Below are 24,941 nucleotides of genomic sequence, written 5' to 3'. Positions count from 1 at the left end.
ATTGGAGTATGTCATGCGCATAACAGATGTATGATGCGAAGCATCATGAAATACAGGTTTGTGCGTCCCGTGCTGGCTGCCGCCGTGGTCCTGCCGTTCATCTGCGTGCCCGCCGTCGCGGAGGCGGCCGACGGTCCGGGCGTCACGCTGCTGCCGCCACTGCCGCTGCGGCTCGGTGCGGACAGTCCGTGCACCGCGGCTTCGAAGGAGACCGCCACCGCCGCGGCGTGGTCCCAGATCACCCTCGGGCTGTCGCGGGCCCAGCGGATCTCCCGGGGGGCCGGGGTGACGGTCGCGGTGGTCGACACCGGTGTCTCCACCGGCGTACCCAGCCTGTCCGGGCGGGTGACGGCCCTCGGCGGGGCCGACGAGGACTGTGTGGGACACGGCACCTTCGCCGCCGGTCTCATCGCGGCCGCCCCGGAGACGGGCAGTGGTATCACCGGCGTGGCCCCGGAGGCCAGGATCGTCGCCCTGCGGGGGACCGACGACCGAGGTGTGCCCTCGGTGCAGCGCGTCGCCCTCGGAATCCGTACGGCGGCGGACCGGGGCGCGCGGGTCATCTACGTCGGTCACGCCCTGGACACCGGAAAGGCGGAGCTCACCGACGCCGTGGCCTACGCGGCGGGGCACGACGCGCTCGTGGTCGCCCCCGCGGCTCCGGACTCCGTGCCCAAGGAGGAACTCGGGCCGGACGGGGCGATGCCGGAGGGGCCGTACTGGCCGGCCGCCGCGCCCGGTGTGCTGGCCGTCGTGGACTTCGGGCCGAGCGGCGTCCGGCAGCAGCACGCTCCGCCCGCCTACGAGCCGGACCTGTCGGCGCCCGGCAGCTCCATGGTCAGCGTCGGGCCGAAGGGCTCCGGCCACTACATCGGCTCCGGCGCCTCGCTGGCGGCGGCCGTCACCGCGGGCGCGGCGGCACTCGTCCGGGCGTACCACCCCGGGATGAGCGCCGCGGAGGTCTCCGCGCGACTGCTCGCGACCAGCTATCCGTCGGACACCCCTCGGCTCGACCCCTACGCCGCGCTGTCGGTCGTACCGGAGGAGGGTGAGGTGGCCGCCGGGCAGCAGGCCCCCGCACACTTCCCGGAACCCGCGGACGCCGGTCCCCGGAACCGGGCCCTGGCGATCGCGGGTGCGGGACTCGCGGTGGCGCTGCTGGTCGCGGCCCTGGCCGCGGTACTGCCCCGAGGCCGTGCCAGGAACTGGCTGCCGCCGGGCCGTCAGCCCTAGCGGACCGGTGGCGGGGACCCGACAGCCGGGCAGAAGCGCGACAGACCCCCGTGCCGCACGGAACGAAGCGGGAACGTGTCCCGCCTCCCCGAGGCCGCTCGCCCCCTGCCCGGTCGGGGCGCCGGGACTTGTGGTGCCCGGCGTCCGTGCCTGTCGTGGTGCGGGTCCGGGTGCGTCCTGTACGGGAGGCCGCTCCCGGTGCGACGACGGCGGGCTCACGTCGGGCACTTGACGACCCGGCCGGACGGACCCGGTGCGGGCGTGGTCTTCCCCGGCCATGGTGGAGCGGTGGTCGGTGTCCTGGCCCGCCCCGGCGGGCCGGGGCAGTCCGGGAACGGCGCGACCGCACGCGACGATCCCGGCCCGGACCGCTGCCCCGCCCCCGTCGGCGGCAGCGCGAACCCCCGCCCGCTGCCGGGAGCCGGGCGGGTGCGCTGGGCGGGAGGGGCGGGGCATCAGGGGGTGTCCTCCAGCTGGGGGGTCTGGATCTGGAGGGTTTTACGGCGGGCGATGCGTACGGCCCGGCCGGGGATCAGCTCGCGGCCCTTCACGCTGCCGAAGAGATACCCCTCGCTCGGCGGGCAGGACATCAGCAGGCCCGGCGTGTTGACCTCCTGGAGCCTGCGCATCAAGGACTCGTTGAGACCGCGCCCGGCGCCTGCCGAGGAGCGGGCCACGATCAGGTGCAGGCCGACCTCGTGGCCGAGCGCGAGATGGTCGAGCAGCGGGGCGAACGGCTGTGTCATGGGCCCGCTGCCGACCATGTCGTAGTCGTCGACCAGGATGAACAGCCGCGGCCCCTGCCACCAGTCGCACAGCCGCATCCGCGACGGCGCGATGTCCTCGCCCGGAACCCGCCCCCGGACCGCCCTGGCCGCCCCGTCCACGAGGTCCTTCAGCATGTCCAGGGACACGGCGTTGCCGAGCCGGTAGCGCTCGGGGACGCTCTCCACCAGCTCGCGCCGGTAGTCCACCGTCATGATGCGGGCCTCGGCCGGGGTGTACCGCTCGGTGATGCCCCTGGCGATCACCTTCAGCAGGTTGGTCTTGCCGGACTCCGTGTCGCCCACCACGATCATGTGCGGGTTCTCGGCGAAGTCGTGCCACACGGGGGCGAGTTCGTTCTCGTCCAGGCCGATGGCGATCCGCAGACCGAGGTCTCCCTCCGGCTCCGGAAGGTCGGCCACGGGCAGGCGGGCCGGCAGCATCCGCACCCGGGGCGCGGGCGGCCCCGCCCAGTTCTCCCCGATCGCGGCGATGAGACCGGCGACGCCGTCGGCGAGGTCGTCGGCGTCCTCGACCCCGTCCACCCGCGGCAGCGCCGACAGATAGTGCAGCTTCTCACCGGTCAGGCCCCGCCCGGGGCTGCGCGGAACCGCCCCCGCCTTGCGGGAGTCGATCTGGGAGTCCATCGGATCACCCATCCGCAGCTCCAGCCGGGTGCCCGTCTGGTCACGCACGGAGGACGACAGTTCCACCCAGCGGGCCGTGGTGATCACCAGGTGGACGCCGTAGTTGAGTCCGCGGGCCGCGAGCGCGTTGAAGGTGGGGATGTGCCGGTCGAAGTCCTGGCGCACGGTGGACCAGCCGTCGACGACCAGGAAGACGTCACCGTGCGGCTCGTCCGGGAACTCGCCCGCCGCGCGTCGCTTGCGGTACGTGGGCATGGAGTCGATGCCGTTCTCCAGGAAGAACCGCTCCCGCTTGCCGAGCAGCGTACTGACCTCGGCGATCACCCGGCCCACCCGCTCGGCGTCCACCCGGGCCGCCACCCCGCTCATGTGCGGCAGCTCATCCAGGGCGGCGAGGGTGCCACCGCCGAAGTCCAGGCAGTAGAACTGCACTTCACGCGGGGTGTGGGTGAGGGCGAGCGCGGTGATGAGGGTCCTCAGCAGGGTGCTCTTGCCACTCTGCGGGCCACCGGCGATGGCCACATGACCCCCGGCCGCCGAGAGGTCGACGGTCAGCAGATCGCGGAGCTGGTCGAACGGCCGGTCCACGATGCCCACCGGTACGGTGAGCCGGCCCCGCAGCGGCCAGTCGGCGGTGGTGAGGCCGTACCGCGGATCCGGGGTCAGTGGGGGCAGGACCTGGTCCAGGGTGGCCGGGCTGCTGAGCGGCGGCAGCCAGACCTGATGGGCGGGCGGTCCCGCGTGTCGCAGCCGGTCGAGCGCCACCGACAGCAGCGTCTCACCGCTCTCCGTGTCGGGGCCCTCCGCCTCCGGTTCCTCTTCCTCCTCGCCGCCCCCGCCCGTCGCGTCGGGGTCCGCGAGGGTCCGCGGCACCACCCATTCCGCCGTCCACGGCACCACCTGACGCGCCACCTGCGCCTGGACGACCGCACGGCGGCGTTCGTACGGGCCCGACACATACGCGGCACGGAAGCGGGTCAGCGCGTCGACACCGCTCTTGAGGAAGCCCGCGCCCGGCTGGGCGGGCAGCTCGTAGGCGTCCGGTACACCCAGCACACCGCGGCTCTCCATCGCCGAGAAGGTACGCAGACCGATCCGGTACGACAGATGACTCTCCAACTGGTGCATGCGCCCCTCGTCCAGCCGCTGCGAGGCAAGCAGCAGATGCACCCCGAGCGACCGCCCGAGCCGCCCGATCATCACGAACAGCTCCATGAAGTCCCGGTGCGCGGACAGCAGTTCGCTGAACTCGTCGACCACGACGAACAGACTGGGCAGCGGTCGCAACGGCACCCCGGAAGCCCGCGCCTTCTCGTACTCCAGGGCGGAGGTGTAGTTCCCGGCGGCGCGCAACAGCTCCTGGCGGCGTATCAGTTCACCGTGCAGGGCGTCCTGCATACGGGCGACCAGCGACACCTCGTCGGCGAGGTTGGTGATGACCGCGGAGGTGTGCGGCAGTTCGTCGAGGCCGAGGAAGGTCGCGCCGCCCTTGAAGTCGACGAGGATGAAGTTCAGCGTCTCGGAGGAGTTGGTCAGCGCCAGGCTCAGCACCAGGGTGCGCAGCAGCTCGCTCTTGCCGGAGCCGGTGGCCCCGATGAGCATGCCGTGCGGACCCGTACCGCCCTGCGCGGACTCCTTGATGTCCAGCTCCACGGGCCTGCCCTCACCGCTGACCGCGATGGGGACCCGGAGCCGGGACGCACCGGTGTGCCGCTCCCACAGCGTGGCCGGCTCGTGCCGGTGCAGATCGGGAATGTTCAACAGGGCGGTCAGCTCGACGTCGTTGGAGAACGGCTTGGAGTCGCCGCTGCCGACGGTCATCCGGTAGGGCGCGAGCAGCCGGGCGAGCGCCTGCGCGCCCACCGGGCCCAACCGGTCGGGCCTGCCGAGCGCCGTCGACTGTTCCTTGCGGTCGCGGTCCGTGCGCACCAGCGCGACGCTGTCCTCCTCCACCTCGAGACGCAGAGTGGTACGGCCCGGCTTCCAGGCCAGGGCTCCCGAGAGGTCGAGCACCACCGCGTTGCGGAACCCGTGGCCGTCCAGGCGATGGCCCGCGGGAACGGTGCAGCCGTCGATCACGATGACCGTGTACGGCTCCTCGCGCCCCGGCACCGCCTCGGGATCGGCGCCCGGGCGCTCGAGGAACTCGGCACCGAGCAGGCCCTCCAGCTCGTTGAAGGCCGAAGTGATCATCCGGACCGGCCCGGCACCGTCCTCCTCGTGCCGGTGGAGGCTGTGCGGGAGCCATTTCGCCCACTCCCACTCGGCCCGCCGCTCGTCCGACACACACAGCGCGATCCACAGGTCGTCGGGGGAGTGGAAGACCGCCAACTGGCCGAGCAGGCCGCGCACCAGACCCCGTATCCGCTCCTCGTCGCCGCGGAAGAGCACCTTCGACCAGGCCCGCAGATAGATCGCGATGGGCTGGTCGCGCACGGTCGAGTAGGCCCGGGTGAAGCTGCGCAGGGCGTGCGCGGACAGCGGTTCGAGGTCCTCGACGGGTTTGGTCGACAACGGGGTCAGCTTCATTCCGATGCGCTGGTCACCGACGCCCATCCGGACCTCCGCGAAGTCCTCGTCGGACGCCCGGCGTTCCCACAACCGGGTGGTGCGCACGAAGGAGGACAGCGCGTCGGGCTCGGGATGGCGCCAGGACAGGGCGCGCTGCTGCTCGACGATGGTGGCCCGCACCTTGCGCCGCGTCTGGCGCAGATAGCGCAGGTAGTCGCGGCGTTCGCCCTTCATCCGCTGCTTGCGCTCGCTGTTGCGCTTCATGACCTGGCCGATCATCATCGCCGCCGAGGCGATCACCATCATGCCGAGCGCGATGTACATGAACCCACCGCTGGACTTCGCCATACCGGGCCGCATGAACATCAGCATCATGGAGACGGACATGAGCGCCATCGGCAGGTACGTCCACACCGCGGAACTGTCCGGCACGACTTCGGGAAGTGTCGGCGGCTCCTGAAGACTCAGGTCTCCCGACGGCAGTTCCGGACCTTTGCGGCGTGCCGGCCTGCGGAACAGGATCACGCTCAACGAATGGCCTCCTCGAAGATGTCGCAACAATTTCCGTGGCAACTCCGCGACGCAATCCGGCGTTTACCGGAGTCGCCGAAGTGAAAGCGGGACGCCTCGCATTGCGCATGAAGTCAATTTGATGAAGTAGAGTCCCGCGCCATGCCGCAGATTCTCCGAATGGACTCTGTGGAACGCTGTATGGGACGTTGTATCTTCAGCGGGATTCCAGCCACCGCGTGTCTCGCGGTCCGCCAGAAAGCGTGAACACGAAACCCATGACTGATATTCAGGCGGCAAGCCTGTGCCGCGTCACCGTACGTGCCCCGGCCAGGACCGTCGACCTGGCCGTACCCTCCGACGTCTCCGTTGCCGATCTGCTGCCCACAGTGATCGGGTACGGCGGCGACGACTTGGAGGAATCCGGCCTGGAGCATGGCGGTTGGGTCCTGCAACGCCTCGGCGGCCCACCGCTCGACCCCGAGAGTACCTTGGACTCCCTCGGCCTGCGCGACGGTGAGGCCCTTTGTCTGCGCCCGCGCACCGAGGCGCTCCCGGAGGTCCACCTCGACGACCTGGTCGACGGCATCTCCACCACCATGCAGCAACGGCCGCACAGTTGGAGCGCGGAAGCCAGCCGGCGTCTGCTGCACGGCATGGCCGTCGCCACCCTCACCCTCGGCATCGTCTTCCTGGCCCTGCCCGGAACGGACGGCCGGCTGCGGGCGCTCGTGGCCTCGGCCGCCGGACTGCTGCTGCTCGCCGGAGCGGGTTCCGCGACCCGGGCCGTCGGCGACTCCGGGGCGGGCTCGGTGCTCGGCCTCATGGCGGTTCCCTACTTCGCGCTGGCGGGCTGGCTGCTGCCCGGCGGTGAGCTGGGCGGTGCGGACGGTGACGCCGTGCTGGGCGCACGGCTGCTGGCGGCCTCCGCCGCCGCCGGCGGCGCGGCGGTGCTGGCGCTGGCCGCGGTCGGCACCTACCCGGCGCTGTTCCTCGGCACGGCCTCCGTCGCCCTGGCGGGGGCGCTCGGCGCCGCACTGGTCATCCTGGAACTGGCGCCCGAGCAGGCCGCCGCCGTCGTCGCCGTCGTGGTGGTGCTGTTCGGCGGCTTCGTCCCCTCGCTGTCGTTCCGGCTCTCCGGCATGCGGATGCCGCCGCTGCCCACCAACGTCCAGCAGTTGCAGCAGGGCATCGACCCGTATCCCGCCTCCGACGTCGAGGCCCGGGCGACCCTCGCGGACGGCTGGATGACCGCCTTCTACACGGCCATCGGCCTGATCTGTCTGCCGTGCCTCGCGGCGCTCGTGACCGAGCCGGGCCTCTCCGGAGTGCTCACCGTCGTGGCCCTGTCGCTCCTTCTGCTGCTGCACAGCAGGGGGTTGGGCAACGTCTGGCAGCGGCTCGCGCTGACCACGGCGGGTGTCTGGGGCACGGCCCTGCTGCTGTTCGTCACGGCCCGCGCCGGCGGTCCGCAGGACCGGCTGACCCTGACGGCCGGTCTGCTGGCCCTGGCGGCCACGATCACGATCGCCTCATGGACCGTGCCCGGGAGGCGGCTGCTGCCGTACTGGGGACGCGCGGCCGAGTTGCTTCACTCGCTCGCCGCCATCAGCCTGCTGCCGCTGACGCTCTGGTCGATGGGCGTCTACGGCATGCTCCGCGGCATCAACGGCTGACCGGGAGAAAGCGACCATGCACAGCAAGCGTGATCAGGTACAGGCGCATCTCTTCGTCATGGGGAGACTGGCCTCGGCCATGCTGAGGTCCGAACCCGACGAGCCGGAGAGCCCGTTGGGCAGAACCAACCGCGGGGCCGCGATCGGCGTGGTCATCGCCGTGCTGGTGTGCGCCGGGGCGTTCGTCTTCGGGCTCATCAAACCGGGCGGCAACGACTCCTGGCGTACGTCGCAGGACCTCATCGTCGACAAGCAGACGGGGGCGCGCTACCTCTACCTGGGCGGCCGGCTGCACCCCGTACGCAACTACGCGTCGGCCCAGTTGATAGCCGGCGAAGCCCTCGGCGTCACCACAGTGGGGACCTCCTCGCTCGCCGGCACACCGCACGGGACGCCCGTCGGCATCCCGGACGGCCCGGAGGCGCTGCCTGGCACCGGTGACCTGGACACCCGGCCGTGGCTGGTGTGTTCGGGCCTGCTGTCGAGGACCACGGGCGTCGTCACGGCGACCACCGCGCTCGTCATCGGCTCCGAGCAGCCCCAGGACGTGCAGGGCGGCCGGCAACTTGGCGGTACGGAGGGCCTGTTGGTCGCCGGGCCGGACAAGAACACGTATCTGCTGTGGCAGGGCGGCCGGCTGCGTCTGGACAAGGCGGCCAACGCCGCCGGGGCCCTGGGCTACGGGAACGTCACCCCGCGCCCCGTTTCGTCCGCGTTCCTCGACGCCTTCCCACTGGGCCCGGACCTGGCCCCGGTGCAGGTGCCGGACCGGGGCGCGAACGGACCGGCGCTGGCGGGCCGGAGCACCAGGGTCGGGCAGGTCTTCCGGGTCGACGTGCCCGGCGCCGAGCCCCGGTACCACGTGCTCCAACGGGAGGGACTGGTGCCGCTGACGGCGACCGGGGCGGCGCTGCTGCTGGGCGACCCCCGGACCCGTGCGGAGGCATACGGCAGTGCCGCGGTGTCCGTGGCGACGCTCGGGGCCGACGTGCTCACCGAGCACCTCGCCCCAGGGGCCCAGGAGTCGGCGGCCAGTACGGCGCGGCTGCCGGAGGAGCCGCCGGAGGCGGTTGCCGTCGCCACCGGCTCCGTCGCGTGCGCGGCCGTCGACTCCGCCGGGGGCGCTGTGCGGGTGGGCACGTCCGTGCTGCCCGTGAGCGCGCTGCCCGAGCCCGTGCTGCCACCGGCTCCCGAGGTCGTAGCGGGCTGCCTGAAGGTCGACGCCATCGCCGTGGGTGCCGGAAAGGGCGCGCTGGTCAAGGTGGTGGGCGCCGGCGGCAGCGCGCTCGGCGACACGACGTACCTGGTGACCGACGAGGGCGTGAAGTACCGGCTGCTGTCCCAGGAGGGCGTGAAGGCGCTTGGCTACGACGCCGTGGAGGCGCGGCCGATGCCGTCGCCGATGCTGGCCATGCTGCCCAGTGGCCCCGACCTGACACCCGAGGCGGCCTCCTCGGGGGAGGCACGGGTGACTCTGCGGTGTCCCTAGCGCGGTCGCGGCACAAGACATAGCGGGCGTAGCGGGCGTTGGGGAGAAGCTGCTCGGCAGTGAATGCCCGCGCGGGAAAATTCTCCGCTTCTTTGCGGTCACTTTGCGGTCACTTTGCGTAATTCCGCGTGAACTGTCGTGCCGCGGGGCAGGGAGGTAATGCCCGGTCTGTCCGGATGGAATTACGCCGATGCTCAGCTGAGCGGCGTGAATTCGGATTCTCCGCTCAACTGAGCATTCGGGGACGGCGGTTCGGGCTGTTGTGGCGGCTCGGCGGCAGATTGCCAAACAAGTTGGCGCGTGCCTAGCATCCCGGTATCTCATGTCCTGCTGAGTCGGTGAGTGACCGCGGGGCCAACTTGTCTGCCCGCAAGTGGTAATGAGGTCCACAGCTCGGTGGTTGTCGCCGAAAGGAAATTCCCCCATGACCATGCAGCAGTCCGAAGAACAGGCGACCCGCGGCGGAATCAGGGTGCTGGAGCAGGCGTTCACCTCCATCCAGCAACGTCAGCAGGGTGTCCAGGAGACCGCCGCGGATCTCTCGACCAAGTACGGAGGTCAGGACGGCGGGAAGTTCAAGTCCCTGCTGGAGCAGTGGGACGGGCATGTCGACACCATCCTGGTCAACCTGGACCGGATGGTCGACGAGCTCAACAACACCCTCACGGAACAGGGCCTGACTCAGGGTTCGTCGAGTGACGCGATCGACCAGGAGTACTCCCGGTCCACGCAGGTCTTCGACGAGCTCAACGGATACAACGCGGGTGGCGTCCAGAACGGCACCAACCCCAACGCCTGACCGGGCTTCACCCCCCATCGCACCCGCGGCGAATCGAGGATTCTGATGGATTTCAGCGAAGGCTACATCCACCACGACTACGGCCAGGCCGAGAGGTCGATGGCGGACATGCAGGACCAGTCGGACGCGATCGCCGGCATCATCGAGCAGCTGAACCAGGATCTGGCCGCGCTCAAGGAGACCTGGATCGGTGACGACCGGGACGTCTACACCGACGTCCAGGCCAAGTGGGACGGCGCCGTCACCAACATCAGGACCCTGCTCCACAACCACTCCGGGCTGCTCGAAAAGATCTCCGCCGACTACCGGCACTCGGAGCAGAGCCGCACGCAGCGGTGGGGAGAGATCCGGATCGGCAGCCGCTGACCCGTGCGCAACGGCTCCCCGCCTCTCCCGTGCTCGACGGCACGGGAGGACACCGGGCGGAGCGGGGCCGGAGAACCACCGGGCGCCGTCGGCCTCAGCTGTTCCGGGCGCCATCGCGGGCACCGGGAACGGCCGAGGCCGACGGCGCCCCACGCATGGATGAACTCAGATCTCTCGGAAGCCCGTTGTGCGGGATCACTCCGGTCCCGGCGCCGCACGGAAGGGGAACGACGTGGCCGACGTCACGGTTCTTGACAGCGCATTTCTGAAGAAGTTCATCGAGGGCCACGTCGAGGACTTCGCGGCGGCCCTGGCTCAGATGTTCAACGACGACGCGGTCGAGGGCGACGCGATCTCGGTCATCTCCAAGGGTGTCCCGACGAACACCACGATCACGGCCACGAGTCCGCTCATCCTCGGGAGCATGGCCGCCGGTCAGGGCAAGGGGGGCAAGCTGAACGAGGTGATCCAGATGTCGGCGGGCGAGGTCTTCCGGATCCTGGAGGAGCAGACGACGCTCTTCGAGGACGTCCAGGAAGCGCTGTGGGCGACCATCGCCGAGCTCAACAAGGTGCAGGGGTCGAATCTGGAGAAGATCCCGCTCGACGACTTCATGGACATCTTCGAGGACGTCGACAGCGACACCAGTGGCGGCGAGGAAGAGTAGGACGGCCCGAAGCAGGGCCGGTATTCCGGTTTTCCTGTACGCCCCTTTTCTGTGCGCCCTTTTCCTTTACGCCCTTTTTCTGTACGAGCCCGTGGAGCACGGTGATGGCCGACTCGAGTGACGTCACACACAACAACGACGACAACTGGAAAGTTGCGGTCGCCATGCTCACCGGGTTCGACGTGGGTGACCGGACCAAGGTGTTCGAGCACCTGAAGGGGAACGACGAGATCCCGCTGATGCACGTGCGGCTGGACAAGGCGGGCGGTCCCGACTACGTCCACGGTTTCATGACCTCGGGCGGCTGGCAGCAGCTCAACACCGACTTCATCATGCCGTTCTACTCCAGCGGCGGGAGCGACGCGGACGCGGGGACGTACCTCAACAGCTACCGGGCGCACATCACCCTCCTGGGCACGGTCGGGAAGGCTCCGCCGAGCGGGGACGACGTGATCGGTGGCGGTTCGCACACCAGCAAGGTCCTGAAGGACAAGGGGGGCTGGAACAAGGAGGGGGAGGCGGTCAAGTGGGACAACGCCGCCCTGAGCCAGTACGTCCACGGCTCCATAGCCGCCCTCCGGCAGCTGACCACGTTCTACACCACCCACGGCTTCAGCCACAGTGGCGTTCCGGTGAACGACAGCTCCTACGTCGACCTGCTGTCCTTCACCGAGACGGCCAAGTCCTTCGACCGGGCCGTCAAGTTCTTCCGTACCAGCGCCGACACCATCGAGCTGTGGGACAGCACGGACATCGGTGAGGGCAGCCAGTCCTGGGACGGCACGTCAGCAGCCGTCTTCAAGGCGCTCATCCACAAACTGGCGCGGAACTACGAGGGTTACGCCGACCAGATCAACAAGGGCGACGCCGACAGCGCCTCCGCCACCATCGACAACCAGATCGTGGTGTCCCGCCCCGGCCAGGCGCTCGCCGCCGCGCAGTGGGAGCTCTACAACCAGGCGCTGATCCTTGAGTCGAAGTGGCAGTCGTGGAAGGCCATGAGTAATCCGCAGCGCTGGCTGTACGACATGTTGCAGGACGCCAGGTTCAATCTTTTTGATCAGTACGACAAAACCGATATCGAGACCATTTCAGGTGAAGGTGTCTACGCGAACTATGTGGTCGCGAAGGAGGGCTTCGCGGACACGATCACGATCTACGGCACCTCCTACGGCCCGCCCAACGACATGGAGACATGGAAGAAGATCGGCGCCGAGGCTGTGCGCCGCTGGGACCAGTCCGTCAAGGACTGGCTCGCTGCGGCCGGCTCCGATGCCGTCGTGGCCATCAGCAAGGCCCTGGGCGAGGCCCAGGACGCTTTCGACACCAAGCTGACCGAAAAGGATAAACGGCCGCTTTCGGAGATCGCGGCGAAGGAAGTGTCGGACAAGGAAAAGAACGACGCGAAGGCCGAGGCGGCGGCGGCCAAGGTGCAGGCCGACAAGGACAAGGCGGACGCGAAGGCCGAGCGGGACAAGGACAAGGCCGAGGCCGACAAGGACAAGGCGGACGCCAAGGCCGAGCGGGACAGGGACAGGGCCGAGGCGGAGAAGGACAAGGCGGACGCGAAGGCCGAGCGGGACAAGGACAAGGCCGAGGCGGAGAAGGACAAGGAAGAGGCCAAGGCGGAGGCCGCGAAGGACAAGGCTGAAGCCAAGGCGGAACAGACCGCCGCGAAGGCCGAAGCGGCGAAGGAGAAGGAAGAGGCCAAGGCGGAACAGACCGCCGCGAAGGCCGAGGCGGAGAAGGAGAAGGAAGAGGCCAAGGCGGAGGCCGCGAAGGAGAAGGCCGAAGCCAAGGCGGAACAGGAGGCGGCCAAGGCGGAGGCCGGGAAGGAGAAGGAAACGGCGCTCGCCCAGAACGCGGAGGACCGGGCCGAGGCCAAGAAGGCCCAGGCAGAGGCCAAGGCCGACGCGGCCGCGCAGCAGGCGCTCGCCCTCCTGCAGGCGAAGAAGCAGCAGGAGGAGCAGGAGAAGGAGAAGGCTGAGGCGAAGGCCGAGCAGGCCGCCGCGAAGGCCGAGGCGGAGAAGGAGAAGGAGGAAGTCAAGGCCGAGCAGGAGAAGGAGAAGGCTGAGGCGAAGGCCGAGCAGGAGGCGGCCAAGGCCGAGGCGAAGACGGAGAAGGAGGAAGTCAAGGCCGAGCAGGAGAAGGAGAAGGCTGAGGCGAAGGCCGAGCAGGAGGCGGCCAAGGCCGAGGCGAAGACGGAGAAGGAGGAAGCCAAGGCCGAGCAGGAGAAGGAGAAGGCCGAGGCGAAGGCCGAGCAGGCCGCGGCGAAGGAGGAGGCGGAGAAGGAGAAGGAAGAGGCCAAGGCGGAGCAGGCGGCCGAGAAGGAAGAGGCCAAGAAGGCTCAGGCGGAGGCCAAGGCAGAGGCCGAGAAGGACCGCGAGACGGCCCTCGCGCAGAACGAGCAGGACCGGGCCGAGGCCAAGCAGGCGCAGGAAGCGGCCAAGACCGAGGCGGCCGCGGAGAAGGCCGAGGCCAAGGAGCAGCAGGAACAGGCACGGCGCGAGTCCGTAGTGGAGCAGCTGCAGGCCAAGGAGGACGCCGAGCAGGCCAAGGCCGACGCGCAGGCGGCCTACGAGCAGGAGAAGGCCGACGCCCGCGCGGAGCGCGCGGCCGCCGAGCAGAAGGCCGACCAGCAGCAGGCCGAGGCGAAGCAGGAGTACGAGCAGGAGAAGGCCGAGGCCCAGGAGCAGCGGGAGCAGGCGCAGCAGCAGGCCGACGGGGACCGGGCGGAAGCCCGGCAGGAGTACGACCGTGAGATAGCGTCCGGCACCGACGAGCAGACGGCCCGCGACGAGTACGACCACCGGATCGCCGAGATCGACGCCGCCGAGCACGACGCCCTCCAGGACGCAGACGCCAAGGAGGCCGACGCCAAGGCCGAGTACGAGGCCGACAAGGCGGACGCCGAACAGGACCGGCAGCAGGCCAAGGCCGACGCCGAGCAGGCCCGGAAGGACGCCAGGGCCGAGTACGACCAGCGGATGGGCGACATCCAGGCGGAGTACGACCGGACGGCCGGCACCCCCGACAAGGACATCGACGAGCTGATCCGCCAGCGCATCGCGGACCTCCCACAGCCCCCCGACCTCTCGGCGTACAACACGCCGGGTGCCGGCTCGGGCTATTCCTCCGTGTTCAACGACAACCTCTACAACGGGGACGACCTGACGTCCGCGCTGGGACGCCCGCAGAGCGACGGGAGCCTCGCCGCCGCGTCCGACGGTTCGACCGGGGGTTCCGGTTCGCCGATGATGCCGCCGATGATGCGGGGTGGGGGCGGCGAGGGCGGTGGCGGGTCCGGCGAGCGGGTCCGTAACGTCATCGAGCCCGGTGTGGCCCGGACCGGCCGGGCGGCCACGGCGACCGTCGGGGACGAGGAGCACAGCGTGGTCCCGAGGGGCACGCAGCAGACCTCCAGCAGCACGCCCTTCATGCCGCCGATGGGCGGCGGCGCGCCCGGGGGTGGGGGCGGTCAGCAGACGGAGAGCAGTGACCGGGAGCGGACCACGTGGCTGCCGGAGGACGAGGACGTGTGGGGCACCGACGAGGGCGGCGCGCCCCAGGCCCTGGGGCGGTGACCGGCCGGCGGACCTGCCGCCCGACAGTCCGCCGGCCCGACGACCTGACAGCCCGACCGAACCAGTGAGGAGACCGCGTTGAGTCAGCCGATCGAGGACCGTGTGGCCAAGGCGATGGCCCACCTCAAAGCCACGGAGGAAGCCGCCGCCAAGGCGCGCGGCGAACTGGACGCCGCGTCGGTGACTGCGCGTTCGTCCGACCGGTCGGTGCGGGTCGTGGTCGGGGCGAAGGGTGAGATGACGTCCCTGGAGTTCCTCGACGGCCGCTACCGCACCATGGCCGCCTCGCAGCTCTCCGCGTCGGTGCTGGAGGCCGCGAACGCGGCTCGTGCCGAGATGGCACGCCGGGTCGTCGACACGCTCGAACCGCTCACCAGGATGTCCGTCCGGGGGATCGTCCCGGCGGACCGGGCGGGAGTCGACTGGGACTCGATCTTCGGAACGCTGATCAGCGAGACCTCCGTGGACCAGGGGTCGACGGCGGCGAGCCGGTTCCGTGACGAGATCCACGAGGACGACGACGAACCCGCGACCCCGCCCGGTGGTCGCGGCGGTGCGGACAAGCGACAGGGGAGTGTGTAGCCATGGCTGCTCGTGAGTACTCGGCCGAGATCTCGGTGATCCGGGCCGCTTCGGGGGGCATCGGAGCCCTCGCCGGGGGCGGCGAGCACATGGTCTCCGACTTCGAGGCCGGGGTCGCCGAGACGGTCGGCTGGTGGGGTGATGAGGGCGGTGACGACCTCTTCGCCGATCGGATGGGTGAGCAGTGCCGTAAGGAGGAGGCCCAGGTGATCGAGACGGCGACGTCGATCACCGGCTTCGTGAACGCCCTGTTCGACGCGGTCGACCAGGAAGCCGACCACGTGCAGCGGCCGCAGACCCTCGCGATGGACGACATCGACGCGCAGAGCCTGCAGAGCGAGGAACGCCGCTAGATATGGCGTTCATGTTCTCTCCCGCCCTGCGGGAGTTCATCGAGATTTGGGTGGGCGCCAACGTCGCCACCGGCAACGAGGACAAGGGCTATGCCAGCCGTAATCCTTACAGTCGGCTGGCGGACGACATCGAAGCCTTCTCCGACGCGATGCTGGCTGCGATCTCCGCAGCCGGGAACGCCCTGCCACCCGCGATCGCCCAGGCGTTCGTCGCCGCGCTGAAGACCTTCGTCGACGACGGCGGTACGAACCACCTCGCCGACTTCGCCAAGGAACTGCGGGAAATCGGCCGTCGGCGGGTGAACAGCTCGATCACACTCGCCGAGGGCAAGTACCAGGTCCTCATCGAGTTCATCCTGATGAACATCGAACTGGCGCTGATCGCCGCGCTCGCGGTGTTCACCGGCGGTACGTCGCTGACCGAGCTGGCGGTGGTGCGGTCGCGTACCGCGCTGCAGATCCTGCTGATCGTGCAGCGGATGGGACACGCGGTGCCCACCCCGCTCTCGATGGTGCTCGAAGCGATCCAGGAGGCGTTCGTTACCTTCGCCGCACAGGTCATCTCGATGTCCGCGGCGGACCCGGAGCGGCGGCGTACCGATTTCGACTGGAAGGACATCGGACAGTCGGCGGTCGCGGGGGCGCTGGCGGGGCTCTTCAGCGAGGCCTTCTCCCATGTGACCCGGCCCTGGATCAACAACCTGTTCAAGGACAACCGGCTGTGGAAGGAGGTCTTCGAACTCCCCGCCGCCTTCGTCAACGAGGGCCAGGCCGAAACCTTCGCGGAAGCGTTCACCAAGCTGTTCTTCACGGGCACGTTCTCCATCAACCCCGGCACGTTCGTGAGCGCCGGAACCAGCGGGGTCATCTTCGAGGCCGCGTCCGATCTCGCCGGGGGTGGGGGGAAGTGGATCCACGACAAGTTCCTCAAGGACCTCGACTTCTTCAAGAACCACCTCAACACCGTCACGAACAGTGACAGCGACAGTGCCGGCAGCGGCGGCAGCTGGAGCCCAACGCCCCGTCCTGACACGGTCTCCAGCCACGACACCTGGAACGACCCCGGTCCCACCGTCCCCATCATCGGTACGGCGACCGGAAACGGGGCAAGCGCCCATGTGCCCGCCCCGTATGTCTCGCCGTACCGGCCGGACATCGACGGCGCGGCCGACATCGACTACTCGAACGACGCGGACGACACGGCGTCGACCATCAGCGACTTCCGTGACACCAGCGATTTCAGCGACGTCAGCGATGCCTCGTCCGTCTCGGACTACGACATCGACGAGTACGGGCCGCAGGGCGTGTTTGCCGACGGAGGCACCGGTGGTGCGTACCAGGGCGGGGCGACCGGTCCGGGGGTGACCGTCGGGGGCAAGCCGGGATCCTCCTACGGCTCCTCGAACGCCGAGGGGGAGGACACCACCCCGCTGCCCGCCGTCGACGAGATCGCTCTGCCCGTGGCGGAAACGCCGAGCGGCGAATCCGTCTTCTCCACGCTCAACCCGTCGCAGACCACGCTCCCCGGGTACGACCCGACGGCCGGGACCCTGCCGCAACTGCCCTCCACCGTGGGCTCCAACGCCCCCATGCCGGCGTACGCCCCGGCGGCCGGCTCCGGCTACCAGGAACCCGACAGCCTCCTCACCGGTGACGAGGACTCTGTCCTTGCCGAGGAGGAGTTGCCGGACCCGGTGGCCGATCCGTCCGCCGCGCACCAGCAGACGGCGCCGGATGCCACCGCGTCGGTGAAGGCACCCCCGACCGCGGCCGACGTCAACCGAGCCGGCCAGGCGGACGACCTCATGCAGGGGCAGGGGCAGGGGCAGGGGCAGGGGCAGGGGTCGCAGTCGGAGCTGGAGTCGCCCGACACCGCCGTGGCCCCGTCCGGGTCAGCCGCTCTCCGCCCCGAGACGGGTGTTCATCTCCCCGCCCCTGCCTCGGGCACCACGGCCGAGCGCGGACGGGCGGACCTGGAGGAGAACCCCTACACCACCGACCGGCCGGACGAGTCGGCCACACCTGTACCACTCCAGACCCTCACCGCGCCTGCCGCCCCGCCTGCGGCCCCGTCGGCCACCACGCCTGCCGGTACGACCGTCGGCGCTTCCCGTCCCGGGGACCCGCAGGCCGCCGGACAGCAGCAACGGCCACCGGTCGACACCCGCGTGGTCGACGGCCCCGCCGAATCAGGGCTGCCGTCCTCCCCCGAGACCGGTACCCCCTCGCCCGAGGAGCCGGGACGGCACACACCGGGGTCGAGTGCCGTATCCGACATCCCGGAACCGTCTCCGTCCCCGTCGGGGGAGGACGTGCCGCCCTACCGGTCGGTGCGGACCGAGTCCGACGAGATGCCGTCGATCCCCCCGAGCGGCGACACGACGATCCCCCGGCCGCAGGACGCGTCGGCGGACTCCGGCCCCGTGCCGGCGCCATCGGAATCCGATCCCGCTCATCCGGCGTCGTCCGCGTCGCTGCCCGTCGGAGAGACGGCCCCCCCGGCGGGTCCGCGGCTGCGGCCGGGGCCCGGACGGCGTGCCGAGGTTCTGCAGGCGCCCCAGGTGCAGGCACACTCCGCCGACGTGCCCGAGGAGTCGGCGACGTCGGGCTGGGGCATGCCGCGCGACAACCAACTCCGGTTCCAGGCGTTCGCGGACCAGCGCGAGCTGGTCATCGACGTGCGGCCGACCAACGTGGACTCGGTGAAGTGGCTGACCCTGGGTGCCCTGCCGAAGCCCGCGGAAATCAAGGCGAAGACCATCAACGCCCTGGACGTCCGCCTCGGCGCCCGGGAGGAGAACCGAGGACTGGTCGGCTTCTTCGAACCGCGTCTGCCTGAGGGCGTGTCCACCGACGACCCGGTCCGGGCGCGTTATCAGCAGCGGCTGAAGGAGTACGAGTCGCTGCGGGGTCAGATGGACGAGCTGAGCCGGGCGGGCCAGTACCGGACGGTCGACGGCGTGGTCCACGCAGTCACCGACGACGGCACCCGCAGGCCGCTCACCGGCGACCACGACATCTTCCGGATCACCAGACTCGACGGCAGCTCCGTACCGAGGGAGGAGTACGAGGCGCTCGTCGAGGAGATGAGGAACTCCGGCATGGGCGTCATGCACGGGGCACTGCTTGAGTGGGTTCCGCAGGACGCCTTCGGCCAGGAGATCTACGACACCCTCAGCGCGGCCCACAGGGTGGACGGCGGGGAGTCGTTGCTCCGGTTCGTCCCTCGCCGGCAGTCCTCGACCGTCGCCTACTCGGACAGGGCGTCCGAGACCACGCCGGCCGCGCCGCGTACGACGTCGATGGACGAGAACATCCCGCCGCTCTACGCGGACGACCGGACCGAGGACGGCGCGGGGGACGAGACACGGGCCCTGGACACCCAGAGTGCCTACGCCGATGCCGGCGCACACCGGTCCTCCTCCCGTACCTCGACCGCCTACGAACCGAACGCGACGTCCGGGACGTCGCCCGTTCCACCGCCCGCCGATGACGTGAAGCTGGACGTGGGCCGCCGGTTCAGCGCCCTGATGCGGGAGATCGGCCACCCAGTGGTCCTCGCGGGCGGGGCCCGGGGCAGGGTGCAGTTCGAGAACCCGCGCCCCCTCGGCACCCTGGAGTTCCAACTCCCCACGGAGGCCGGCCGGTTCGCCGATGTCGTCAACGAGGCCATCGCCCGGCGGTTCCCCGGGGTGTCGCGGAACACCCTGCGCGTGAGCGAGGACGGACGCTCGCTGACCGGTGTGGTCCGGGGCACGGAGATCAGCATCGGCACCGCCCCTCACACCTCCGCCGACTCCACCGAGATCGACGGCTTCACCGTCCCCTCCGACATCGAGTCGCTGGCGGACACCGCGTACACGCTGGCTCTGGCCACCGATGGGCAGCAGCGGGCGAGGGATCTGTTCGACCTGCTGTGGGGGTTGTCGCAGGCCCCGGCCGGCGACGCGCTCCCGGCCGCCCGGCTGGAGGCCCTGCGCGACGACGCCTACCGTGCGGCACTCCCCGCCGGGGCCGCCCCCACACTGGCCGTGCGGCTCAGCGAACTGCTGGACGGGGTCGCGCGAAACGCCGACGCCCGCAGGGAACACGAAGCGAAGTGGGCGGCCCTCGGCGCCGTAACGAACGACCTGAGGTGGCTGAACGACGAACTCACCACCCTCGCCGACGCCTTGCGCGCCACCGACGCGGTCGCCTCCGACCCGGTCCGGCAGTTGGCGTCGCGGCTGCCCGGAATGCCCGAGGCGGACCGCACCCGCGAACTGGCGCTGCTGTCACCGGCCGAACGGGAGCGGCTCGCCTCCGACCCGGCCCTGACGGACGCGCTTCGGAGGCTGCCCGTCGAGGAGTTCGCCGAGGCGGCCGCCCAGCTGATGGTGCAGATACCGGCCGGGGTGGACCAGCCGGTCTCGGCGCGCCGAGAGGCACGGACGCAGATCGCGCGCATGCTGCGCGACCCGGACGTCACGGCGAAACTGCTGAGGAACGGCGCCCGCGTGATCGTGGTGCCCAGGAGCGAGGCGATCACCACACTGGACCCGTTCCGCCATCTGGTGGGGCAGGCCAGGCGGGACGGCCGTTCGTGGGACGAGATACGCGGCATCGGCCTGCTCACCGCGGGGGTGACGGAGGAGAACCTCCTCGGCGAGACCACCACCGTTGCGGGGGCCGCCGCCTACGCGGACGGGTACTCCACGACCCTCCACGAGTTCGCGCACACGCTTCACCAGTACGGGCTGAGCGAGGCGGAGCAGCAGCTTATCCACGACGCGCACCAGAAGCTCCTGAAGGAGTACGGCGCGCTGTACCCCGACGGAGCGCTGTACGGCATCGACGGCGAGGGACGCCGCACGGGGAACAACTATTCGAGCCGCGACGAGCTGGAGTTCTTCGCCCAGCTCACCAACGTCTACCTGCGGGCCAACCTGGGCAAGGACCCGTACACCAGGGAGACCCGCCAGAACGGCGGACCGGACTGGGTCGGCAGGCACACGCCGACCCTGTTCCCGCTGCTCCAGCGGCTGTACGGCGCGAAACCGGAGGACGTGTACGCGGGGACGGTCAACCCCTTCGACGCCACCCAGGAAGAGAACGAGGTCTACGAGGCCTTCCGGGCGCTGTGGGACGAGGCGGAGGGCACCCACGTGCCCCAGCCCCACACCCCGGCCCCGGTGCCCGTGCCCCGGGTCCGCCCGGCCGGCGCGGTCACGGACGCCCCCGCGCCGCCGCCCGGCGGCATGGCGCCCGCGCAGTGGGACGCGCTGACGGCCGCTCTCCTGGAGGTCTTCGGCCGGGACGCCGCCGCGAACCCCGCCTTCCCGCAGACGGTGAACACGCTCGCGTACCTGGACGCGGCGCGCAGGGGCGACCGGCACTTCGGCGAGGGACCGATCGACCTGCGGGGCATCACCCGGCGCGTCCTCCAGCTGGCTCCCGGCGCGCAGGTGACCCCGGACCTCGTCTTCCAGGCACTGTCGGTGGCGGGCAGCGCGGCCAGGCGGGGCCGGGCCCGGAGCCTGGCCGCGGTGGCGGCGTACCAGCTGGAGCGGTCGGGGGCGCTGGCGCCCGCCACCGGGCTGAAGGGTTCCGACGGCGTTTTCCAGGGACGGAACCTGACGGGACGGCCGCTGAACCTGCTGCTGGACCGGACGGGCGTCCAGGGCAGCACCGGCGCCGTCAGGCCGGGCCCGGTGCCGTGGGACGAGCCGGCCTACGCGGTGGTGGCGGAGCGGGCGCCCTCGGGTCTGATCCTGCTGGACAACGGCCAGCGGAACCCCGTGGAGGTGGACGAGGACCTGCTGATCGAGCTGGTGGCGCACGACCCCGAGCGGGTCGCCGGCGTCCCGGTGGTGCTGCTGCTGAAGGACGTCGGTGAGCTGACGGCGCGGAAGCTGGCCGACCGGACCGACGGGCGGGTGTGGTTCACCGACGGCGCCTTCCGGCTGCAACCGGTGGCCGACGGCAGCGCGTGGCACCAGTTCGTCCTCCTGAACACCGCCCCGGGGACGGTTCCCCGGGGGACGTGGCTTCCCGCCGATCCGGGGCTGGTCCCGGACGATCCCGACGCCCTGGTGACGCTCGCCGACGGCAGGCAGGTCAGGGAGGACGACCTGTCGCAGTACACCCTGACGACCATCGATGGAGACGAGCTGACCGGACGGGCCTACCTCAGCCCGCAGGACGTGGCGCGGTGGGAGAACGGCATGCGCCAGCTCTCCGCCGTCGAGCACTACGTCGATCTGCGACTGGGGCAGTCGGCGGACGACCCCACGCGGGAGAGCGGACTGCGGACGCTGCCCCGCAGCCTGGCCGACGCGTACATCGCCGTGGGCCACGGCGGCGGTGGCGACCCGGGTGTGCCGTCGCGGAGCACCGGCGAGCGGTACCGGCTCGGCGACGAGGGGTTCGCCACGCTGCTCAGCCGGCGCAGGAGCCTCCAGCGGATGCCCCGGCAGAACCCGGTCTGGATGCTGTGGTGCGAACTCGGCCAGGTGCGGCCGGGGCACGACCGGCTGGAGTCGCCGCCGACGGCCCAGTTCGTCGCGAACTCGACCGGCCGCGACGGATACACCTCGGAGGCGCGCCAGGGCTGGCAGGCGCCGGCCGACGGCGTGCGGCTGATCAAGTACGACGATCCTGACCAGCCCCAGTACCGCTACCGCAGGTTCGTTCCCGAACCCGTACCCGCCGCCCTCGCCCAGCTCGCCGGCCTGGCCGGCCTGCCCGTGGACACGCCGCGCAGGACGACCCGGGCCCTGCGGTGGGTGCGGGCGCTGCGGGAGACCCACGGCGTCGATATCGACACCGACCCCGGCCGGGCCGCGGAGTTCCAGAACCTGATCCGGGGCTTCGGCGCGCTGGAGGCGCTGCGGGTGAACACCCCGGGCAACCCGGACACCGGGCCGCTGACCTGGCGGTCGCTGGAACAGATCGTGGGCCGCTACGCCCAGGGCCAGGGCTGGGACCACTCGCTGACCGCGAACGCGCTGGAACACGTGCTGTACCAGGCGCAGGTGGGGGGCCTGGCCCAGCAGTCCGTGGTGGTCGCCACCGCCCCGTCGGCACCGGCGGCTCCGCCCACGACGACCCGGCCGCCCGGCGACCCCGACGAGGTGACTCCGGACGAGCTGGGGCCGGACGACGTGGCCCCGGACGACGTTTCCGAGGTCACCGAGGCGGGCCCGAGCGGCACGCAGGACCAGGATCAGGACCAGGACGATGACCAGGACCTGGACCTGGACCAGGCGCAGGACCTGACCGCCCCGCAGACCGGGCAGACCCCGCTGCCCGCCCCCCGCCGACTCTCCACGTACACCCTCGTCTACGGCTCCCAGCACGACGGCCACGTCGGCCTCGTCCTGCACGAGCCCACCCCCGCCGCAGTCCTCGACGGCCTGTACGGGCAGATCGTCGACGCCCTCGGCGTCGAGGAGGGCAGCGCCGACGCCGCCTCCCTGCTGACCCAGCTCCGCGACGTCCTGAGCGCGGAGGAGGTCGAACGCAACCGGCCGGAGCTGCGCAGCACCCAGGGCCACCGGATCACCGTCCGGCACGGGGGCCGGGAGCGGAGCGTCGACGTACGGCTGGCGCACGAGAACGGCAGGAGGTCGGCGAAGTATGCCGAGAACGCCGTGGCGGTCCCCGACGTCCAGATCGAGCAGCGCGCCAAGGGAAGCCAGACCTCCTCCGCCACCGAGGGCTGGGGGAACAACCGCAACAGCGCCCTCCCGTGGACCCTGATCCGCCTGGCCACCGGTGCGGGGCCGCTGCGCCTGAGCGACGTCACGGTCGCGGTGGCCGCGACCCACAACCAGATGGCCCAGTCCGTCACCGTCGGCGAGTCGCTCGCGGTCACGAGCAAGCAGCGGGCCTCGGACCCGGCGCGCCCGATGGACTTCGACGGGCTGTGGCAGGTCCGGGTGGACACCCCCCGCGAGCAGATCGCCAACTGGCTGCCGGAGCGGTCGCACGGCCCGGTCACGCTCTGGGTCCCCGAACACCGCGTCTACGACGACGGCACCGACCCGGCGGACCTGCCCGAGCCCGCCGATCCGGGCGGCCTGCCGCTGTGGGGTGTGGAGAGCGTGGGAGAGCCGCGCCGTCTGCTCACCGAACTCCTCGCCGACCCGGCCTTCGCCTCGCTGGCCGAGCAGGACGAGGGATCGGCGCAGGAGCTGGAGCTCTTCCTGGCCGAGGAGATGCTGGGCGGCACCCCGCAACTCCAGTCCAGCGGCGGGGTGTTCTCGCCGACGCTGATGGACACCGACGGCAACGCGATCGGCGTGCTCGAACTCCGGGCGCGCATCGAGCCGGGACAGCCGACGATGAAGAGCCCCGACGGCAAGTTCCTGCTGGAGACCTGGTTCACCCACGGCGCCAACACGGACCTGTCGGTGAAGTTCACCAGCGGGCTCGGCGTCGAGGGCACCGGCGGGCCGACGTTCACCACCGACCACACCCCCGGGCACCCGGACGCGACGGCGTCGTTCGGCGGCAACCTGCTGGGCAAGGCGGGCGTCAACTGGCAGGTGAACGAGGGCCACAACGCCTCGGGCGGCGCGAGCCTGATGCACGGCCTCTACACCAAGAGCAGCACGCTGCTCACCCCCGGCCGGGTCACCTACGACGTGACGCTGCACCGCGCCGGGGGCGGCGAGGTCAGCGGCACGTTCGGGCCGTGGGACGACGGCCTGCGGCTCCAGATGGCCCAGCGGACCACCCAGGAGGGGCACCGGCCGGCTCCGGAGGAGCTGCGGGAGCTGCCCGAGCACCTGGAGCACCTGGACAGCATCGGGTACTCCGAGACGCCGTTGCAGGTCGAGGGGGCCGACGGGCTCTTCGACCGGGCGAAGGCGTGGCTCTTGCGGGAGGGGTTCCTGCCGCCGGCCGAGCACCGGGACTCGTCCCTCCCGCTCCGGCTCGACGAGCCGCTCCGCCAGGCGCAGTTGGCCAACCTGCGGCAGCTGGGCAAGCTGCGCAGCCGGTACGGTCTGGCCACCTCGACACCGGAGGCGGTGGACGGCGGGCGCCCCGTCTGGTTCGAGCGGCCGAACGCCGTCACCGGCACCCGCCGGGTGCAGCTGCGGTTCTCCGCCCTGCGCGACACCGCGCTGCCCGCCGAGCACACGCGGCGGCTGCCCGACGTCTTCCAGGTCGGTTTCAGCTCGTCCGAGTCCGGTGGCGGGCGGCAGCGCGGCACCGCGCTGGGCGGTGCGGCCGGCTTCGGCGGCGGGGTCAACATCCCGCTCGCCGACGGTGCCGGGACGCTGAGCACCGGCCCCGACTACACCGGGTCCGGGCAGATCACCGACACGGTGTCCGTCGGCGGTGCGGTCAGCTTCGAACAGCTCGCCATGACGAACAAGAACGGCAGCGAGATCTTCCGGGTGCCGGCCAGGCTCGCCCTGGACCTGTACGAGGACACCGACGACCAGCCCCTCGTCCGCTTCGCCGACCTCGTCACGGAGGACGGTGCGGACGACACGGACGCGGCGGACACCGACGCCGTCGTCGCGGCCCCCGACACCGCGGACCTCGACGCCGTCGTCGTCGCCGGGGACGGCGCGAACACCGACATACCCCTGCGCGACCTGACCGCCGCGCCGCCGCACACCGTGCCCGGCAGCATCTCCCTGCTGGTCCCGCACTACCGCACCCGCCCCCCGAGCCGGAGCCTCGTGCCCGCCGGGCCCCGGCCGCCCCGGCACACGATCCGTCAGCTGGTCACCGACGGCGGCCCCCTGGACGACCTCATGCGCC

11 protein-coding genes (1 of these 11 only partly in view) are annotated in these 24,941 nt (G+C 70.9%); 10 read left to right on the top strand and 1 reads right to left on the bottom strand.

Features of this window, described 5'->3' with window-relative positions; translation table 11 throughout:
• Nucleotides 1-45 precede the first annotated feature (45 nt).
• Nucleotides 46-1,233, top strand: coding sequence for a S8 family serine peptidase (locus G3I56_RS38915; protein ID WP_239135364.1), 1,188 nt, complete (start codon nt 46-48; stop codon nt 1,231-1,233).
• Nucleotides 1,234-1,688: 455 nt separating this feature from the next.
• Here G3I56_RS38915 and eccCa read toward each other — a convergent pair whose 3' ends face one another.
• Entirely contained in the window at nt 1,689-5,687 is a 3,999-nt protein-coding gene (gene eccCa / locus G3I56_RS38910) for a type VII secretion protein EccCa (RefSeq protein WP_203691688.1), read from the bottom strand.
• A 257-nt stretch (nt 5,688-5,944) separates the two neighbouring features.
• Between eccCa and eccD the strand changes: the two genes are divergently transcribed.
• The 9 genes from eccD to G3I56_RS38865 form a co-directional block, all read left to right on the top strand.
• Nucleotides 5,945-7,342, top strand: coding sequence for a type VII secretion integral membrane protein EccD (gene eccD / locus G3I56_RS38905; RefSeq protein WP_164417633.1), 1,398 nt, complete (start codon nt 5,945-5,947; stop codon nt 7,340-7,342).
• A gap of 16 nt (nt 7,343-7,358) precedes the next feature.
• Nucleotides 7,359-8,831 carry a type VII secretion protein EccB gene (gene eccB, locus G3I56_RS38900; protein WP_164417631.1) on the top strand — a complete coding sequence of 491 codons (1,473 nt, stop codon included), beginning with the start codon at nt 7,359-7,361 and terminating at the stop codon, nt 8,829-8,831.
• A gap of 424 nt (nt 8,832-9,255) precedes the next feature.
• The gene (locus G3I56_RS38895; protein WP_239135363.1) at nt 9,256-9,630 is read left to right on the top strand and encodes a hypothetical protein; all 375 of its coding nucleotides are present in this window, start codon (nt 9,256-9,258) and stop codon (nt 9,628-9,630) included.
• 45 nt (nt 9,631-9,675) lie between these two features.
• Nucleotides 9,676-9,996 carry a WXG100 family type VII secretion target gene (locus G3I56_RS38890; RefSeq protein ID WP_164417629.1) on the top strand — a complete coding sequence of 107 codons (321 nt, stop codon included), beginning with the start codon at nt 9,676-9,678 and terminating at the stop codon, nt 9,994-9,996.
• A 232-nt stretch (nt 9,997-10,228) separates the two neighbouring features.
• A complete protein-coding gene (locus G3I56_RS38885) occupies nt 10,229-10,663 on the top strand; it encodes a type VII secretion system-associated protein (protein ID WP_164417627.1) in 435 nt (144 codons plus the stop codon).
• 104 nt (nt 10,664-10,767) lie between these two features.
• Nucleotides 10,768-14,247 (top strand): AAWKG family protein, encoded by a 3,480-nt coding sequence (locus G3I56_RS44905; protein WP_164417625.1) that lies wholly within the window; start codon nt 10,768-10,770, stop codon nt 14,245-14,247.
• Nucleotides 14,248-14,325: 78 nt separating this feature from the next.
• Nucleotides 14,326-14,829, top strand: a complete 504-nt coding sequence (locus G3I56_RS38875; protein WP_239135362.1) for a YbaB/EbfC family nucleoid-associated protein — start codon at nt 14,326-14,328, stop codon at nt 14,827-14,829.
• A 2-nt stretch (nt 14,830-14,831) separates the two neighbouring features.
• Nucleotides 14,832-15,182, top strand: a complete 351-nt coding sequence (locus tag G3I56_RS38870) for a hypothetical protein (protein WP_164417623.1) — start codon at nt 14,832-14,834, stop codon at nt 15,180-15,182.
• Between the two features lie 2 nt (nt 15,183-15,184).
• A protein-coding gene (locus G3I56_RS38865; protein ID WP_164417622.1) for a lonely Cys domain-containing protein crosses the window boundary here: on the top strand, nt 15,185-24,941 show its beginning. 18,155 nt of this gene lie beyond the right edge of the window; the window shows 9,757 of its 27,912 coding nt (coding positions 1-9,757); its start codon is at nt 15,185-15,187; the stop codon falls past the right edge of the window.

The organism is Streptomyces sp. SID12488 (assembly GCF_010548275.1).
Lineage (GTDB): Bacteria > Actinomycetota > Actinomycetes > Streptomycetales > Streptomycetaceae > Streptomyces.
Note: the sequence above shows the minus strand (reverse complement) of the source record. Positions and strands in the feature narration are given on the sequence as shown.

Excerpts from the sequence above, each read along its gene's own strand:
- G3I56_RS38915 (WP_239135364.1), top strand. The coding sequence starts at position 46 with ATGAAATACAGGTTTGTGCGTCCCGTGCTGGCTGCCGCCGTGGTCCTG.
- eccD (WP_164417633.1), top strand. The coding sequence starts at position 5,945 with ATGACTGATATTCAGGCGGCAAGCCTGTGCCGCGTCACCGTACGTGCC.
- eccB (WP_164417631.1), top strand. The coding sequence starts at position 7,359 with ATGCACAGCAAGCGTGATCAGGTACAGGCGCATCTCTTCGTCATGGGG.
- G3I56_RS38895 (WP_239135363.1), top strand. The coding sequence starts at position 9,256 with ATGACCATGCAGCAGTCCGAAGAACAGGCGACCCGCGGCGGAATCAGG.
- G3I56_RS38890 (WP_164417629.1), top strand. The coding sequence starts at position 9,676 with ATGGATTTCAGCGAAGGCTACATCCACCACGACTACGGCCAGGCCGAG.
- G3I56_RS44905 (WP_164417625.1), top strand. The coding sequence starts at position 10,768 with ATGGCCGACTCGAGTGACGTCACACACAACAACGACGACAACTGGAAA.
- G3I56_RS38870 (WP_164417623.1), top strand. The coding sequence starts at position 14,832 with ATGGCTGCTCGTGAGTACTCGGCCGAGATCTCGGTGATCCGGGCCGCT.